The organism is Trueperella sp. HMSC08B05 (genome assembly GCF_001808405.1).
Lineage (GTDB): Bacteria > Actinomycetota > Actinomycetes > Actinomycetales > Actinomycetaceae > Trueperella > Trueperella bernardiae.
The window spans coordinates 56386-72707 of the sequence record NZ_KV793231.1; the positions used below are offsets into that span (position 1 = coordinate 56386).

Annotated in this window: 9 protein-coding genes; 4 read left to right on the forward strand and 5 right to left on the reverse strand. The window is 66.9% G+C overall.

The window, feature by feature from the left end; translation table 11 throughout:
• Positions 1 to 30 precede the first annotated feature (30 nt).
• From HMPREF3167_RS01475 to dxs, 4 genes are all read left to right on the forward strand, one after another.
• Complete coding sequence (locus HMPREF3167_RS01475) at positions 31 to 1842, forward strand: APC family permease (RefSeq protein ID WP_068538343.1); 1812 nt, start codon at positions 31 to 33, stop codon at positions 1840 to 1842.
• Positions 1842 to 3032, forward strand: coding sequence for a class I SAM-dependent RNA methyltransferase (locus HMPREF3167_RS01480; protein ID WP_070445088.1), 1191 nt, complete (start codon positions 1842 to 1844; stop codon positions 3030 to 3032). The genes HMPREF3167_RS01475 and HMPREF3167_RS01480 overlap by 1 nt, the downstream gene beginning before the upstream one ends.
• Positions 3033 to 3114: 82 nt before the next feature.
• Complete coding sequence (acnA, locus tag HMPREF3167_RS01485) at positions 3115 to 5901, forward strand: aconitate hydratase AcnA (RefSeq protein ID WP_070445091.1); 2787 nt, start codon at positions 3115 to 3117, stop codon at positions 5899 to 5901.
• 148 nt (positions 5902 to 6049) lie between these two features.
• Complete coding sequence (gene dxs / locus HMPREF3167_RS01490) at positions 6050 to 7915, forward strand: 1-deoxy-D-xylulose-5-phosphate synthase (RefSeq protein ID WP_070445093.1); 1866 nt, start codon at positions 6050 to 6052, stop codon at positions 7913 to 7915.
• Here the strand turns inward: dxs and HMPREF3167_RS01495 are convergent.
• From HMPREF3167_RS01495 to glgX, 5 genes are all read right to left on the reverse strand, one after another.
• Positions 7912 to 9111, reverse strand: a complete 1200-nt coding sequence (locus HMPREF3167_RS01495; protein ID WP_062612355.1) for an HRDC domain-containing protein — start codon at positions 9109 to 9111, stop codon at positions 7912 to 7914. The two genes, dxs and HMPREF3167_RS01495, sit on opposite strands and share 4 nt — an antisense overlap.
• Positions 9108 to 9686, reverse strand: coding sequence for a DUF3000 domain-containing protein (locus HMPREF3167_RS01500; RefSeq protein WP_062612357.1), 579 nt, complete (start codon positions 9684 to 9686; stop codon positions 9108 to 9110). The genes HMPREF3167_RS01495 and HMPREF3167_RS01500 overlap by 4 nt, the downstream gene beginning before the upstream one ends.
• 63 nt (positions 9687 to 9749) lie before the next feature.
• Positions 9750 to 11474, reverse strand: a complete 1725-nt coding sequence (treZ, locus tag HMPREF3167_RS01505) for a malto-oligosyltrehalose trehalohydrolase (RefSeq protein WP_070445096.1) — start codon at positions 11472 to 11474, stop codon at positions 9750 to 9752.
• Positions 11467 to 13974, reverse strand: a complete 2508-nt coding sequence (gene treY, locus HMPREF3167_RS01510) for a malto-oligosyltrehalose synthase (protein ID WP_070445098.1) — start codon at positions 13972 to 13974, stop codon at positions 11467 to 11469. Before treY ends, treZ begins: the two co-directional genes overlap by 8 nt.
• 68 nt (positions 13975 to 14042) lie before the next feature.
• Positions 14043 to 16280, reverse strand: coding sequence for a glycogen debranching protein GlgX (gene glgX / locus HMPREF3167_RS01515; RefSeq protein WP_083281024.1), 2238 nt, complete (start codon positions 16278 to 16280; stop codon positions 14043 to 14045).
• Positions 16281 to 16322 lie beyond the last annotated feature (42 nt).

Below are 16322 nucleotides of genomic sequence, written 5' to 3' on the forward strand. Positions count from 1 at the left end.
CCAAATGCGTTTACAGCGTAACCTAACCATGTGAACCTCGAAGTCTCCCAGCACGGTAAGGACATCGTCCGCTCGATCACCAGGTCGACGTCGGTGTCCATCATCGCGCTGGGCATGGTCCTCGTGCCGCAGGTGGTGCTGCGGTCGGCGTCGTACTCGGAGAAGGTCACGGCGATTTTCATCGCTCTGGTCAGCGCGTTTCTCACGCTGGTGGGCTCCCTGTTTATCGCGGGCCTGTTGCACCGCCACGTTCCGCAGAAGGCCTCCCACCAGCTGGCCGAATGGTACGTGGGGCACTGGGCGGGCCTACTCCTTTCCGCCGCCCGGATATTGGCCTACGCGCTGATCCTGATCCTTGGCGTGGGTCTCGCGGTTAATTCTGCTGAGGCACTGCTCGATATCTCGTGGGACTGGGCGCTCGAATCGGTGCTCATCTTGCTTGTCGCCGTCCCGGCGCTGGCGGGGCGGATGCGCCGCATCGAGCGCTGGGGCGTATTCTTCGCCGCGGGCGCGGTGCTGGGCATGGTGGTCCTGCTCGGATACGGCCTAATCCTCGAGGCCACCGGCTCGATCGACTTCGAAAACATCCGCCTCGCCCAGGAAAACTCCTTCACCTCCGACCGGGTGGTCGGCCAACTGAATTACTACGTGGAGTCGGTCCTGGCAGGCGCGATGGTGGGCGCGATCTCCTCGCTCATTTCCGAGCGGATCCTCAAAGATTCCGCCGAGCGCCGGGTGAGCAGGCGCAGGCTTGGCGCCTTCATGCTGGCCGCCTTCCTCATCATCGCGATCGTGTTCTACTTCATCGTGGCGCTGCATATGCCCGGCCACCGCGAGGCCCTGCCCACGCTCACGATGTCCTATTCCTTCTTCGGGCCCGTCGGCCAGGTCGTCTACGTGGTGCTGTTCGCGCTGCTTGGCCTGGCGGTGGCGATCACGGCCTACGCCCAGCTGCCGCGCCTCCTGCGTGAACTCGCGCTCGACGGCCTCCTGCCGCGCAAGCTCGCCGCCGCCGACGCCGTCGCCCCGCGGCGCGCCATCGTGGCACTGATCGCCGCGCTCGCCGCCACCGTGACGCTCGCGCTCGATTCGGCGCGTTCGATCGCAGCCGTCTTCGTCTTCATCGTCTACATCATCATTGCTTTCGTTAGCGCCGCGATGGTCTCGCGCTCGCGCACGATCCTCACCGACTCCACAGTAGGTGAGGAACGCCGGGTGGCCCGCGGCCTAGCGTGGGTGTTTGCGTTCTACGGGCTGGCGGCTCTCGGGGTTGCGGGCCTGGTGGTCTACGCCCAGCCGATGTGGGCGCTGGCCGGCGTCGTCGCCCTGTCGGTGCCAGTCCTCTTCCTCGTGGCCTATTCGCGCGGGCAGTCGAAGGTGCGCGAGCAGCTGAAGCTGGGGGACGTGAGCGAGGGGCGCCACCTGCCCACGCGCGTGCACGGTGTGGTCATCATTGACCGGGTCGACGCCGCCACGATCTCGGCCGTCACCTGGGCGCGCGCCATGCGCTTGTCCTCCCTCACCGCGGTCTGCGTGGACATCGATCCGCGTCAGACTCGCCGGATCCGGGAGGCATGGGAGGCCTCACTTGTGCCGGTGGACCTCACGATCCTCGGAGAACCGAAGGGCGCGTGGCGCGGCCCGGTGGTCGACTACATCCGCTCCCAATTGGCCCAAAGCCCGCACGATATCGTCAACGTCATCATCCCGCGCGTGATCTACTCGAGCGCCTGGGAGCGCTTTTTCCTGCGCCACTCCACCCCGCGCGTAATCTCGGACCTACGCTTCGAGCCGCGGGTGATGATCACTGAGGCACCCTACCGCCTGGGCGAGGGGGACTAGTGCTGCTCGAAATCACGGACATCGGCCACGGCGGCGTGGGGATCGCCCGGCACGAGGGCCAGGTGGTCTTCGTGCGCGGGGCGATCCCGGGCGAGCGCGTGGAGGCCGAGCTCACCGCCAGCCGCTCGCGTTACCTCACGGCCGTGGTGTGCGAGGTCATCGAGGCCAGCCCCGAGCGGGTGGCCCACCCCTGGCCCGAGGGCGCGGCCGGAGTTACCGGCGCTGCCGACTTCGGCCACATCACCCTGGAAGGCCAGCGCGCCCTCAAGGAGCGCGTCGTCCTTGGCAATCTGCGTCGGATCGGCGGGCAGGAGCTGTACGAAACGGCGCTCGGGCTCGGCTTTTCTGTGGCCGCGGTGGACGACACGGACGGCTGGGGGAGTCGCACGCGCTTCGACGTCGTGAAGCTGAAGCGCGGGGTGGGAATGTACCGCGAGGGCACGAACGAGCTCGCGGCCATCACCTCCATGCCACTGGCGCTACCGGAGCTGGAGCGCCTCATCTTCGACCCGGCGTGGGACCGAGTGATCGCGCCGGGCACGCGCCTGCACGTGGTGGGCCCGGCGTCGGGGGAGGACGTGGTGGTGGCAGACCGCGTCTATGCCGCCCCAGGCCGCGAGGCTGCTGGCCACATCTGGGAGCGCGCCGCCACGGAGGCCGACGTGTACGACTACCGCGTGTCGGCCGCCGGCTTTTGGCAGGTTCACACCCGCGCGCCCAGCACGTTACTACGTGCCGTCATGGGGGCGGCCGCCGTGAGGCCGGGCGAGTCGGTGCTCGAGCTGTTCTCCGGCGCGGGACTCTTCACCGTGCCGCTTGCCAAGGCCGTGGGCGATGCTGGCCGGGTGCGGGCGATCGAGGGTTCGCAGCGCGCCGTGACGGATGCGACCGCAAACCTCGCGGGCATGCCATGGGCGAGCGCGAGCGCGGCCAGGATCGACGAGCGGACCGCAGCCAAGGTGAGCGCGGACGCCGTCGTGGCAGACCCGCCGCGCGCGGGCCTGGGCAAGAAGACCGCGTCGGCGCTGGCGAAGGCCGAGGCGCGAATCGTGCTCGTCTCCTGTGACCCGGCCGCGATGGCCCGGGACGTGGCAGAATTGGTGGCAGGCGGAAAGACGGTGGAGTCCATGGCGGCCTTCGACATCTTCCCGCACACGCATCACGTCGAGGTGGTCACCGCGCTGCGATAGAGCGAAATCGATAGACAGGCTCCCCGGAGGCTGATAGTTTGATATCGAGATAATGTGATCCGGGACGTTCATAAGGAGAGCTATGAGCATTGATACCTTTAAGGCCAAGTCCACGCTGCTCGTGGGGGAGAAGGAATACGAAATCTACCGGCTCGACGCCGTGCCGGGCACCGAGAAGCTTCCCTACTCGCTTAAGGTCCTCGCCGAGAACCTCCTGCGCACCGAAGACGGCGCAAACGTGACCGCCGATCAGATTAGGTCGCTGGCTAACTGGGACGCCTCGGCCGAACCCAGCCACGAAATCCAGTTCACCCCCGCGCGCGTGGTCATGCAGGACTTCACCGGCGTGCCCTGCGTGGTTGACCTTGCCACGATGCGCGAGGCCGTGACCGAGCTGGGCGGCAACCCCGATCAGATCAACCCGCTCAACCCGGCCGAAATGGTGATCGACCACTCGGTGCAAATCGACGTCTTCGGCACCGCCAACGCCCTCCAGCGCAACATGGAGATCGAATACGAGCGCAACCAGGAGCGCTACCAGTTCCTGCGCTGGGGCCAGAGCGCCTTCCAGAACTTCAAGGTGGTCCCGCCGGGCACCGGCATCGTCCACCAGGTCAACATTGAATACCTCGCGCGCGTCACCATGGCCCAGGTCAACGACGGCGTGCTGCAGGCCTACCCCGACACGTGCGTGGGTACCGATTCGCACACCACGATGGTCAACGGCCTGGGCGTGCTCGGCTGGGGCGTGGGCGGCATCGAGGCCGAGGCGGCCATGCTCGGCCAGCCCGTGTCCATGCTCATCCCGCGTGTGGTGGGTTTCAAGCTCTCGGGCCAGATCCCCGCGGGCGCCACCGCCACCGACGTCGTGCTCACCATCACCCAGATGTTGCGCGAGCATGGCGTGGTGGGCAAGTTCGTGGAGTTCTACGGCGAGGGCGTGGGCGCCGTGCCGCTGGCCAACCGCGCCACGATCGGCAACATGTCCCCGGAGTTCGGCTCGACCGCCGCGATCTTCCCCATCGACGACGTCACGCTCGACTACCTGCGCCTCACCGGCCGCGACGAGGAGCAGATCGCCCTCGTGGAGGCCTACGCCAAGGAGCAGGGTATGTGGCATGACCCGTCGGTGGAGGTGGAGTACTCCGAATACCTCGAGCTGGACCTGTCCACCGTGGTGCCCTCGATCGCCGGCCCGAAGCGCCCGCAGGACCGCATCGTGCTGTCGGAGGCCAAGTCCGCCTTCCGCGACGTGCTGCCCACGTACGTTAAGGAGGAGATCGAGATGGAGATCGACTCCGCGCTCGAGGCGACCTTCCCGGCTTCCGACCCGGTGGCGCCGGGTGCGGACGACGAGCACCCAGCCCCCGTCGAAGAGCCCGGGGCGGGCCGTCCTCACCGCGTCACCCCGGTGACGCTGGCCGACGGCACGCTAACCGAGTTAGACCACGGCGCGGTGGCGATCGCGTCGATCACGTCGTGCACCAACACTTCCAACCCGTCGGTCATGATGGCGGCCGCGATGCTCGCTCGCAACGCGAACCGCTTGGGGTTGCGTCCCAAGCCGTGGGTGAAGACCTCGATGGCGCCCGGCTCACAGGTGGTGACCGACTACTATGAGGCCGCCGGCCTGTGGGACGACCTCAACGCGCTCGGCTTCAACCTGGTCGGCTACGGCTGCGCCACCTGTATCGGCAACTCCGGCCCGCTGCCGGAGGAGGTCTCGAAGGCGGTCAATGACGCCGACCTTGCGGTGGTCTCCGTGCTCTCCGGCAACCGCAACTTCGAGGGCCGCATCAACCCGGACGTGAAGATGAACTACTTGGCCTCTCCGCCGCTGGTCATCGCCTACGCGCTGGCCGGCACGATGGACTTCGACTTCGGCACCGAGCCGCTCGGCCAGGATAGGGACGGCAACGACGTGTTCCTCGCCGACATCTGGCCCGACGCCGACGAGGTGCAGGCCACGATCGACGCCTCGGTCAACCGCGAGATGTTTACCTCCTCCTACTCCGACGTGTTCGCTGGAGACGAGCGCTGGCGCTCGCTCGACACCCCGGAGGGCTCCACGTTCGCGTGGGACGGGGAGTCGACTTACGTGCGCAAGCCCCCGTACTTCGAGGGGATGACGATGGAGTTAACCCCGGTGGAGGGCATCGAGGGCGCCCGCGTGCTGGCCAAGCTGGGCGACTCGGTGACCACCGACCACATCTCGCCGGCAGGCGCGATCAAGTGGGATTCGCCGGCGGGCCTGTACCTGGCCGGGCGCGGCGTGGAGCGGCGTGACTTCAACTCCTACGGCTCGCGCCGCGGCAACCACGAGGTGATGATCCGCGGCACGTTTGCCAACATCCGCCTGCGCAACCAGCTACTCGACGGCGTGGAGGGCGGCTACACCCGCAACTTCCTTTCCGGCGAGCAGGAGGCGATCTTCGATGCCGCGCAGGCCTACCGCGAGGCGGGCGTGCCGCTCGTGGTGCTCGCGGGCAAGGAGTACGGTTCGGGCTCCTCGCGCGACTGGGCCGCGAAGGGCACCGCGCTCCTCGGCGTCAAGGCGGTCATCGCCGAGTCCTTCGAGCGCATCCACCGCTCGAACCTCATCGGCATGGGCGTGCTCCCGCTTCAGTTCCCGGCCGGTGAGAACGCCGATTCGTTGGGGCTTGCGGGCACCGAGGTCTTCACGATCGCGGGGATCGAGGAGCTCAACGAGGGTCGCACCCCGAAGACTGTGAAGGTCCGCGCCGAGAAGGACGGCTCGGTGACCGAGTTCGACGCCGTGGTGCGCATCGACACCCCCGGTGAGGCGGACTACTTCCGCAACGGCGGCATCCTGCAGTACGTGCTGCGCAACCTCGCGCGTTCGGCGTAAGGGCATGTGAGCGGGGCGGTGGCCGGGCCTGGCCACCGCCCCGCTCGCGTCCCCGGCGTACAGATTCGTAGAGGTGTGTGGCTCTTGCGCGAAGGAGACGATGGGCAGGTGCAGTGGTAATCTCTATGGGTAGTTCAAAGGAGACCCGGTGATTCTTGATTCGATTACATGCCCCGCGGACCTCGCCTCGCTGAAGAAGAAGGAGCTGGACAAGCTCGCGGCGGAGATCCGCCGCTTCCTCGTGGTCAACGTGGCGAAGACCGGCGGGCACCTCGGCCCCAACCTCGGGGTTGTTGAGCTCACGATCGCCCTCCACCGGGTCTTCGATTCCCCGCGCGACGTGCTCGTGTGGGATACCGGCCACCAGGCCTACGTGCACAAGATCTTAACCGGGCGCAAGGACTTCGATCGCCTGCGCCACGAGGGCGGGCTCTCGGGCTATCCGAGCAGAGCGGAGTCCGAGCACGACGTCGTCGAAAACTCCCACGCCTCCACCGCCCTGTCGTGGGCGGACGGGATCTCGCGCGGCATGCAGATGTCGGGCAAGGATCACCACGTGGTGGCGATCATCGGTGATGGCGCGATGACGGGCGGCATGGCCTGGGAGGCTCTCAATAATATCGCGGAGGACCCGGAGCGCCCCGTCGTTATCGTGCTCAACGACAACGGGCGTTCGTACGCGCCCACCGTGGGCGGGATCGTCCGCCGCTTTGACCCGGTGCGCAAGCTGGACGCCGTGCGAGTCAACCGCGATTATGAAAACTTCCTCGACTGGGGCAAGCGCACGCTCCAGGACGGCGGCCTGCCGGGCAAGCTCACGTACGACACGCTGCGCGGGATCAAGAAGGGCATGAAGGAGATCTTCTTCGACGCCGGCATTTTCGACTCCTTGGGGCTCAAGTACATCGGCCCTGTCGACGGCCACGACATCGTCAGCCTGGAAGAGGCGCTACGGATGGCGCGCGACTTCGGTGGGCCAGTGGTGGTCCACGCGATGACCGAGAAGGGCCGCGGTTACAAGCCTGCGGAGGAGAACAAGGCCGACCGCTTCCACGCCGTGGGCAAGATCCACCCCGAAACCGGCCTGCCGATGGAACCCTCCCGCTTCGGCTGGACCTCGATCTTCGCCGAGGAAATCCTTCAGATCGCGCGTAAGGACGCCGCGATCGTGGGCGTCACCGCCGCAATGCTCCAGCCCGTGGGCCTGTCGCTCATGAAGGAGGAGTTCCCGCGCCGCGTCATCGACGTCGGCATTGCCGAGCAGCACGCCGTGACCATGGCGGCGGGTCTGGCGAAGGCCGGCTTCCATCCCGTCGTGGCGCTCTACGCCACGTTCTTGAACCGCGGCTTCGACCAGCTGCTCATGGACGTTGCCCTCCATGGTGCGCCCGTCACCATCTGCCTCGACCGTGCGGGCGTGACTGGCGACGACGGCGCCTCCCACAACGGCATGTGGGATCTGTCGATGGCGGCGATGATCCCGAACCTGGCGGTGGCCACCCCGCGCGACGAGCCGCGCATGCGCGAGCTCCTCCACGAGGCCACCGCCATCGAGGCGCCCACGATCGTGCGCTACCCGAAGGGGTCGGTGCCGCCCGAGCTGCCGATCACTCGCAAGCAGGGTAGCCTCGATGTGCTGTTCGAGCGCGAGGCCAATGGCAAACCGCTGGTCTTCGTAGGGATCGGCCCCCTGGCCCACACCATGGTCGAGGCCGCGGAGCAAATGGACGAGTCCCTCATCGTGGTCGACCCGCGCTGGGTGCTCCCCACGAACCCCGACCTCGTCGAACTCGTGGCAAGCTCGGCGGGAGCGGTGGTGCTCGAAGATGGGCTCATCGACGGGGGAGTGGGAGACGAGTTACGCTCCGCGCTGGCCCGCGCCGGATCGGACGTGCCCGTGCGCAACCTCGGCGTCCACAAGGCATTCCTCTCTCACGCCTCGCGCTCGACGATCCTTCACCGGGAGGGCATGGACGCAGCCGCTGTCATCGCGGCCGCCGCCAGCCTACGCTAGCCTCGCACGGCGTCGTCGATGCGGCGCGCCGTGAGCTCGATCTGCCAGGGGCGCGCGCCGTCCTCGGCCAGGTGCGCTTCAAGTTCGGTGAGGGAGTCCCACCCGTTCCATGCCACGAGTTTCTGCGTGCGCGGCTTGAGCACCACTTCCTGGCGGATGCCCAGCTCTTCGGCGATCTCGAGGACCGTGGGGCGCAGGCGTGCCCACCTCTCCGCTGCCTCGGGGCGCTTGCGCACCCACTCGTTCGTGGGCGGAAACGGGTCGCGCTGCTCGCTGAACCTGCGTTCGGGCAGCATGCGCTCGTCGAGGTGCCAGGCGATGTCGATGGCGTGCCACCACGTGTCAGCATCCTGCTTGCGGGCGCCCTTGCGAAGAAGGGAAGACGTGGCGACGTCGGCGCGCGAGCGCGGTTTGCGCTTGGCGAGCTCGGCCAGCACGGCATTGGGCAGCACCTTGTGGGGCGCGAGGTCGCGGCGCTTGGCCAGATCGTCGCGGGCGTTCCACAGCTCGCGCAACATGGCGAGGGCGCGCTGGTCGCGGATCCCGGCCTGGCGCGACGAGCGGCGCCACGGTTGCTGATGCGGCGGGGCGGGCTTGCGCAAGCGCACCTCTTCGCACTCCTGCGCAAACCACTCGAAGCGGCCCAGCTCCTTGAGCTCGGCTGTCATGACCTCCCGTAGCTCGCCCAGTAGCTCCACGTCGAGCGCGGCGTAGGTGAGCATCGGCAGGGGAAGGGGGCGCTGGGCCCAATCCGAGCGCGAATACTCCTTCGCCAGCGTCCAGCCGAGCGCCCGCTCACACACGGCCTGCAGGGAGATCTTCTCGTATCCGAGAAGGAGCGCCGCGACCTCCGTGTCGAACACTGACGTGGGGCGCAACCCGAGCTCGGCCATGCACACGAGGTCCTGGTGAGCGGCGTGGAGGATCCACGCCTCGTTCATGATCTTCTTCAGCCCGTCCAGGCGGTCCTCGATGCCCACCGGGTCGATGAGCACCGTGCCCGCACCTTCGCGGCGGATCTGGATGAGGTAGGCGCGCGAGGAATAGTGCATCTCGTTGGCACGCTCTGTGTCCACGCCGAAAGGCCCAGTTCCGGCGGCAAGGCGGGCGACGGCGTCGTCGATGTCATCGTGCGTGACGGGCGGCAGACCCTCACGCGGCTTATCGAGCAGGCGGGCGGGTTCGGGCAGGGTCAAATCTTATCCACCTTACGGATGCTTCGCACTGCCTCACTCGGGCCGAGGCCCGCCATCGAGGCCGCGAAATCGGCCCACGCGTGCAGGTGCTCCGTGAGGTAGACGGTCTGCGGGGTCCACGAGGCGCGAAGCTCCAGTTCCACGCGCGAGGAATTGATGTAGAGCCCGCCAAACGTTTCGTTGAACACGCGGGTGACCGTGCCGTTGAGACTGTGGTAGGAGGCGCCGGCGCCATCGAGCGCGTCGACCAGCCACGACCACGCCACCTCGCCTAGCAGCGGATCGTCACCCATCGTGGCGTCCATCGGCGCCTGGGCGTGCATGACCACCCGGAACGTGCCGTTCCAAGCCGGCTGGCCCGCCGGGTCGTGCAACACCACGAACTTGGCCGAGCCGCGCAGGAAATCCGGATCGAGATTCGGCGAATCGTTCACCTCGGCCTGCAAGGCCACCGCCCACGGCGCGATCCGCGTGGGGCCCGGAATCTGGGCAACGTGGATCTCGGGACGAAACTGCTGGCCCTTAAGGGACTCGAGAGCAGTCACAAACTCCGAAGGCGGCTGTTGATTGGTCACATTAAGACTGTAGCGGCGCGCGGGCGCGCTGTGGCCGCGGCGCGCCGTTGGAGTCCGCCCATCTTAGCGAAAGACCGCCACTCCGGGCCCCTCGAAGCGCACCTGCCCCGACTCAATCGCCGTGGCGTCCCACGCGAGCACGAGCTCCCCGCCCGGGGCTGCTAGGCTCCGCGGTCCGTCCGCGATGGAGAAGACCACGGTGGTCCCGCCCCGCCGCATCCAGCCCACCTCGCCGTCCAGGTCGAACTCGGTGCGCAAGCGGTCGCCCGAGGCGATGTCCGGATCCTGGCGCAGCGCGATGAGGGCGCGGGTGAACTCGAGTAGGCGGCGGTGACCCGCGTCCTCCGCCTCAGACCAGTCGAGCTTGGACTCCAGGAAGGCCTGCTCGGACTGCGGGTCCGGCATTACCACCTCCTCATCTCCGTAGACGGAGGTCATGTCCCACGAGGAAAATTCCGCTTCGCGCCCGGCCTTGATGAGCGGGCCGAGCTCGGGGCCGTGGTCCGTGAAGTAGTTAAACGGGCGGGCCGTGCCCCACTCCTCGCCCATGAACAGCATGGGGGTGTAGTGGGAGAGCAGGATGAGCGCGCGCGACACGGCGAGCGCGCCGGGGGAGAGCGAGCGGGCGGGTCGGTCGGAGATGAGGCGGTTGCCCACTTGGTCGTGGTTCTCGTCGAAGACGATGAAGTGGTGGCCGCTCACGCCTTCGGGGATCGGCTTACCGCGCGGGGCCGGCTCGAACCTCAGTTCCTGGCCCACCCTGACGAAGCCGTGGCGGAAGGCTTGGCGCATCGCGGCCGGGTGCGTGTAGTCGGCGTAGTAGGCGTTCGCCTCGCCGGTCAGCCACACGTGCAAGGCGTGGTGGACGTCGTCAGCCCACTGCATGTCCATCCCGAACCCGCCCTCGCAGGTGGGAGCCACCATCGCCGGGTCGTTGAGGTCCGACTCCGCCGTGAGGGTCAGACGCCGGCCGAGCGCGCGCCCGAGCTGCGCCACCTCGTCCGAGAGCTGGGCGAGGAAGTGGTAGTCCGAATCGTCGCGCAGGTGGGGGACGGCGTCGAGGCGGAGAGCATCGAAGTGGTAGTCGCGCAGCCACTGGAGGGCGTTGTCGATGAGGTAGCGGCGCACGTGCTCCGCCCCCTCGGAATCGAGGTTGAGCGCCTCGCCCCACGGCGTGTGGTGGCGGCTGGTGAAGTACGGGCCGAACTGGGCCAGGTAGTTCCCGTCGGGCCCAAAGTGGTTGTAGACCACGTCCAGGCACGCCGACATCCCACGGGCGTGGATCGCGTCCACGAGCGCCGCCAGGTCCTCAGGGCGGCCGTAGGGGCGATGGATGGCGTAGATCGACACACCGTCGTACCCCCAGCCGCGCGTTCCCGGCATGGGCGCGATCGGCATGAGCTCGACGACGTTGACCCCCAGCTCGCGCAAGTAGTCCAGCTTCTCGATCGCTGCAAGGAACGTGCCCTCCTCGGTGAACGTGCCCACGTGCAACTCGTAGAAGACCTTGCCGGCGAGCTCCTCGCCGTGCCAGTCGGTGTCCGTCCAGGTGAACGACGCCAGGTCCACCAGTTCGCTCGGACCGTGCGGCCCCTCGGGCTGGCACATCGAGCGCGGATCCGGCAGGGCCATCCCGCCGTCGACTCGCAGCTGGTAGCGCGTGCCGGTGGGCAGCTCGTCGGACAGGGCAAAGTGGCCATCGGCCGTGGGCTGCAAGGCGAGCTCGCGGCCCTCGATGATCGCGGTAACGGACCCGGCGCTGGGCGCCCACACAGAAATCTTAGGCATCAATCTTCTCCAAAACGGCGGCGGGGAATCGGCCGAGGACCTCGGCGAGGTCGCGGGTGCCACCCTCGAGCTCGGCGCCCGTCAGTACGTTGAGCCAGGATCCCTCGGGCAGGACCACGGTGTACTCGCCGGCAAACTCGGGCACGTGGCGCATCGCCACCGTGGCCAGGATCGCCTGATCGGCGCGGGTGCGGGCGAAGGCGAGCGCGTAGCCGGTGGACACGGGCAGTGCCTGGTAGCCGCACTCGGCCGACGCGAGCTCGGGCAGCTCCCGGCGCAGGCGCGCAAGCCGCGAAGTAAACCACAGCTTCTCCTGATCCAGGCTGGGGGAGGAGGGAAGGCCATCGCGGTCGAGCTTGGCAAGCATCTTGGCAAGCCCTGTGAAGTCCACTGGGCGGCGGTTGTCCGGATCCACCAGCGAGGTCTGGGTGACCTCCTCGCCGTTGTAGGTGTCCGGCACGCCAATCGCCGTCATTTGAATCGCTTTCTGGCTGAGGATCATCGTGCGGGTCGCGGCCCGGGTCAGCTCGTGGAAGTCGGCGAGAAGGGCCAGGGCGTCGTCGTCGGACAGGATCGCGCTCGCGTAATCGAGCATGCCCTGCTCACCGGCCTCGTTCTGCTCGGTCCACGTGGTCCACGACTTTTGCTCGCGGGCGGCCTTGAGCAGGTAGTCCTCGAGCCGACGTTGCTCGATCGGGCCGCCGTCCCACGTGCCGATCAGCGTCTGCCACAGGAGGTTTTCCATCTGCCCGTCGAGGTCGGCGGGGCGCTCGTCGGCCACGAGGTCGCGCGCCTGGGTGAGCGTCGCGATCCACTCCTGCGCATACTGGGAGATAGGCGCGATCCGTGCGCGCACGTCCTCGCACCTCTTCGTGTCGTGGGTGGAGAGCGTGGACATCGTTACCGGCCATGTCAGGTGCGTGCGGGTCTGGAAGTCGTGGAACTGGTCCGGGGTGGTGGTGAAGTGGCTCGGGCCCCCGCCCACCTCGTTCGCGCTGGTCAGCGCGGTGTACCGGTAGAACGTGGTGTCCTCGACTCCCTTGGCCATGACGGCGCCGCACACCTGCTGGAAGCGCACGATCACCTCGTTGCGCCGTGATTCGTGCGTGCGCCCGGCCGATCCAATCTCGTTGCCGAGCAGGATATCGATGACGACGTCCAGGCTCTCCTGCCGATCCGCGTCGAGGTTGCGGGCGGCGCGCTCGGCGGCCGCGCGCAGCACGCGCTCGTCTTCCGGGTCGGGGCGCTCGCCTGGCACCACGTAGGCGCGGTAGCGGTCCATGTGGACCACGAGCTCGACCACGACGTCGCGCAGAGAGCGGAACGTGTGGTCGCGCAGCCGGACGTCGGAATGGCAGATGGCCGCCAGCAGGCTGGCCAGCCGGTCCACTTCGGCAAAGAGCGAGGTGGCCACGATCTGCCGCTTGGCCTTGACCTCCACGGTGGCCACCGAGTCTGTGGAGCCCGACATCTCGCCGTACAGCTGGGTGAGGGCCGGAAGGCCCTCCGGGGCGGTGAAAAGGCCTTGCAGGCGCTGCAGCGTGTCGTAGCCCGTGGTGCCGGCCGCCGGCCAATCGGTGGGCAGGGTCTCCTCGCCCTCCAAGATCTTCTCCGCCACCGACCAGGCACCGCCCGAGGCCTCGTGCAAGTTGCGGAAATAGCCGCGGGGGTCCGCCAGCCCGTCGGGGTGGTCGATGCGGAAGGCATCGATCAAGCCCTCCTCGAACAACTCGATGAGCAGCGCGTGGGACTGGCGGAAAACTCCCTCGTCCTCCACGCGGATCGCCGCGAGTGTGTCCACGTCGAAGAAGCGCCGGTAGTTGATCTCTTCGTTCGCCACCCGCCAGTGAGCCAGCCGGTAGTACTGGGCGTCGAGCAACTCCGCGAGCGGCAATGCCTCCGTGCCCCGGCGCACGGGGAACACGTGGTCGTAGTAGCACACCACCTGGGTGGGCCCATCCTCCTCGAAGCCGGGTACCACCATCTTCTCGATCGTGATCTCGCCGGTGGCGAGCACCTTGCCAATCCTGTCACCCAGCACCGGCATGAGTAGCCCGTCCCCCGAATCGGACAGCGAAATGTCAAACCACGCGCGGTAGGGCGAATCCTCCCCATCCCGCAGGGCCGACCACAGCGCCCGGTTGCGATACAGGGGCGTGGGCACCGCCATGTGGTTCGGCACGATGTCGACGATGAGGTGCATGCCGGTGTCGTGAATCGCCCTCGACACGCTCCGGAACGCCTCGATGCCGCCGAGGTCGGCGGAGATGCGCTCGTGGTCGACGACGTCGTAGCCGTGCATCGAACCCGGCGCCGCCTGAAGGATGGGGGAGAAGAACACGTCCGTGATCCCGAGGCTGGCAAGGTAGGGCACGATGGCCTCAACCGCGGCGAAATCGAAGTCGGGGCTGACCTGGATGCGGTAGCTCGTCACCGGCTGGTGGCGGCCCTTGGACGGGACATGAGAATGGTGGCGGACGACGACATCTTCAACAGGCATAAAACTCCTTGGTGGCGAAATATTGGGCAAGCCCCCGCAGCGCCGCTGACAGCCGGCGGGGGCTCGCATCACTTATGCGGTGCCAACACGTGCTCACGCACGGCGGTATCGGACACGGTTCCCACCGCCGGGCCGGCCTCCGAGCTGGCGGCGTTGAGGGAGGTGCGCAGGTCGCTATCCATGAGCCCGCGCTCGGTGGCATTGTGGCGCACGAGGATCGTGATCGACCTCGCTGTCACAGGGAAGACATCCCCGCCACCCAAGACGGCGCCGAGCGTGGCGTCGTCGTCGGTAGACAAAATCACCGTCCACGTGGTGTCCGTGTCGGTGCCGGGGATCGTGAAGTCCAGATCTTCTTCGGAGGCGTTGTAGGCCAGCAGGAAATCGTCGTCGATCACGCGCTCGCCGCGCGCGTTCGGCTCCGCGATACGCTCGCCGTTCAGGTACACCATGACCGAGCGCGCAAACCACGTGTCCCAGTCCTCGTCCTCCATGAGCTCGCCATTGTTCGCGAACCACATGATGTCCCCGCGCTCCGACTCGCCGCCGCGGCCGGCGTCGCCCATAAAGAAACGACGCCGCCTGAACACCGGGTGGTCGTGGCGCAACCTGATGACCTGTTGTACAAAGGCGTGCATGTCGAGTTGGGCCTCGTCCAGGTCCCAGTTCACCCACGCCAGCTCGTTGTCCTGGCAGTACGTGTTGTTGTTGCCCTCCTGCGTGCGGCACAGCTCATCGCCGTGGGAGATCATCGGCACGCCCTGGGAGGTGAGCAGGGTGGTGAAGAAGTTCTTCATCTGCCGCGTGCGCAGCTTGAGGACCTCCGGGTCGTCCGTGGAGCCCTCGACTCCCATGTTCCACGACTTATTGTTTGACGAGCCGTCCGCCCCGCCCTCGCCGTTTGCCTCATTGTGCTTCTCGTTATAGGAGACGAGGTCGGCAAGCGTGAAGCCGTCGTGGGCCGTGATGAAGTTGATCGAGGCGAACGGGCGGCGCCCCGAATGTTCGTACAGGTCCGACGAACCCGTCAGGCGCGAGGCGAACTCGGACAGCACGGAGGGCTCCCCACGCCAAAAATCGCGCATCGTGTCACGATAATCGCCATTCCACTCGGTCCACAGCGGCGGGAACTCGCCCACGTTGTACCCGCCCTCGCCCACGTCCCACGGCTCGGCAATGAGCTTGACCTGGGAGATGATCGGGTCTTGCTGGATAATGTCAAAGAAGGCCGACAGTTTGTCCACCGCGTGCAACTCACGGGCAAGCGTGGAGGCCAAGTCGAAACGGAAGCCGTCCACATGCATGTCCACCACCCAGTAGCGCAGCGAATCCATGATGAGCTGCAACGAGTGCGGGGAGGACATGTTGAGTGAATTGCCCGTGCCCGTGGTGTCGAAGTAGTGGGCCAGGTCGCCGTCGACCAACCGGTAGTAGGCGCGGTTGTCAATGCCGCGGAAGGACAGGGTGGGGCCCATGTGGTTGCCCTCGGCCGTGTGGTTGTAGACCACGTCGAGGATCACCTCGATGTCGGCGTCATGGTAGGCCTTGACCATCGCCTTAAACTCCTCCACCTGCGAGCCCACCTCGCCCGAGGAGGAGTAGGTGTTTTGTGGGGCGAAGAAGCCGATCGTGTTGTATCCCCAGTAGTTGGACAGGCCCTTGTCCTGCAACGAGGTGTCATTGACGAACTGGTGGACCGGCATGAGCTCAACCGCGGTCACCCCCAGCTCCTTGAGGTACTGGACCATCGCCGGGTGAGCCATACCCATGTACGTGCCGCGCAGCTCTTCGGGGATATCCGGGTGGATCGCCGTCATGCCCTTGAGGTGGGCCTCGTAAATCACCGTGTTGTGGTACTCGTGCTTAGGCGGGCGGTCATGGCCCCAGTCGAAGAAGGGGTTGACCACCACCGACAGCATCGTGTGCCCGAGGGAGTCCACCTCGGCACGCTTATCTGGATCATTGAAGTCGTAGGAGAAGTTTGCCTGGTGGTTATCCACTTGGCCCTCGATCGCCTTCGCGTACGGGTCGAGGAGGATCTTCGACGGATCGCAACGGTGGCCGTTTTCCGGCTCGAAGGGGCCGTGGACCCGGAACCCGTAGCGCTGGCCGGGCCGGATGCCGGGCAGGTAGCAGTGCCAGACGTGGGCGTCGACCTCGCGTAGCTCCACGCGCGATTCGCCCCCCGAATCGTCGATGAGGCACAGCTCGATCTTGTCTGCCACGGAGGAGAAGATCGCGAAGTTCGTTCCGGTGCCATCGAAAGTGGCGCCGAGCGGATAGGGTTTTCCAGGCCAAATTTCCATAACATATAGACTCTCACGTCTGGCACTGCTTTGGGTAAAGAT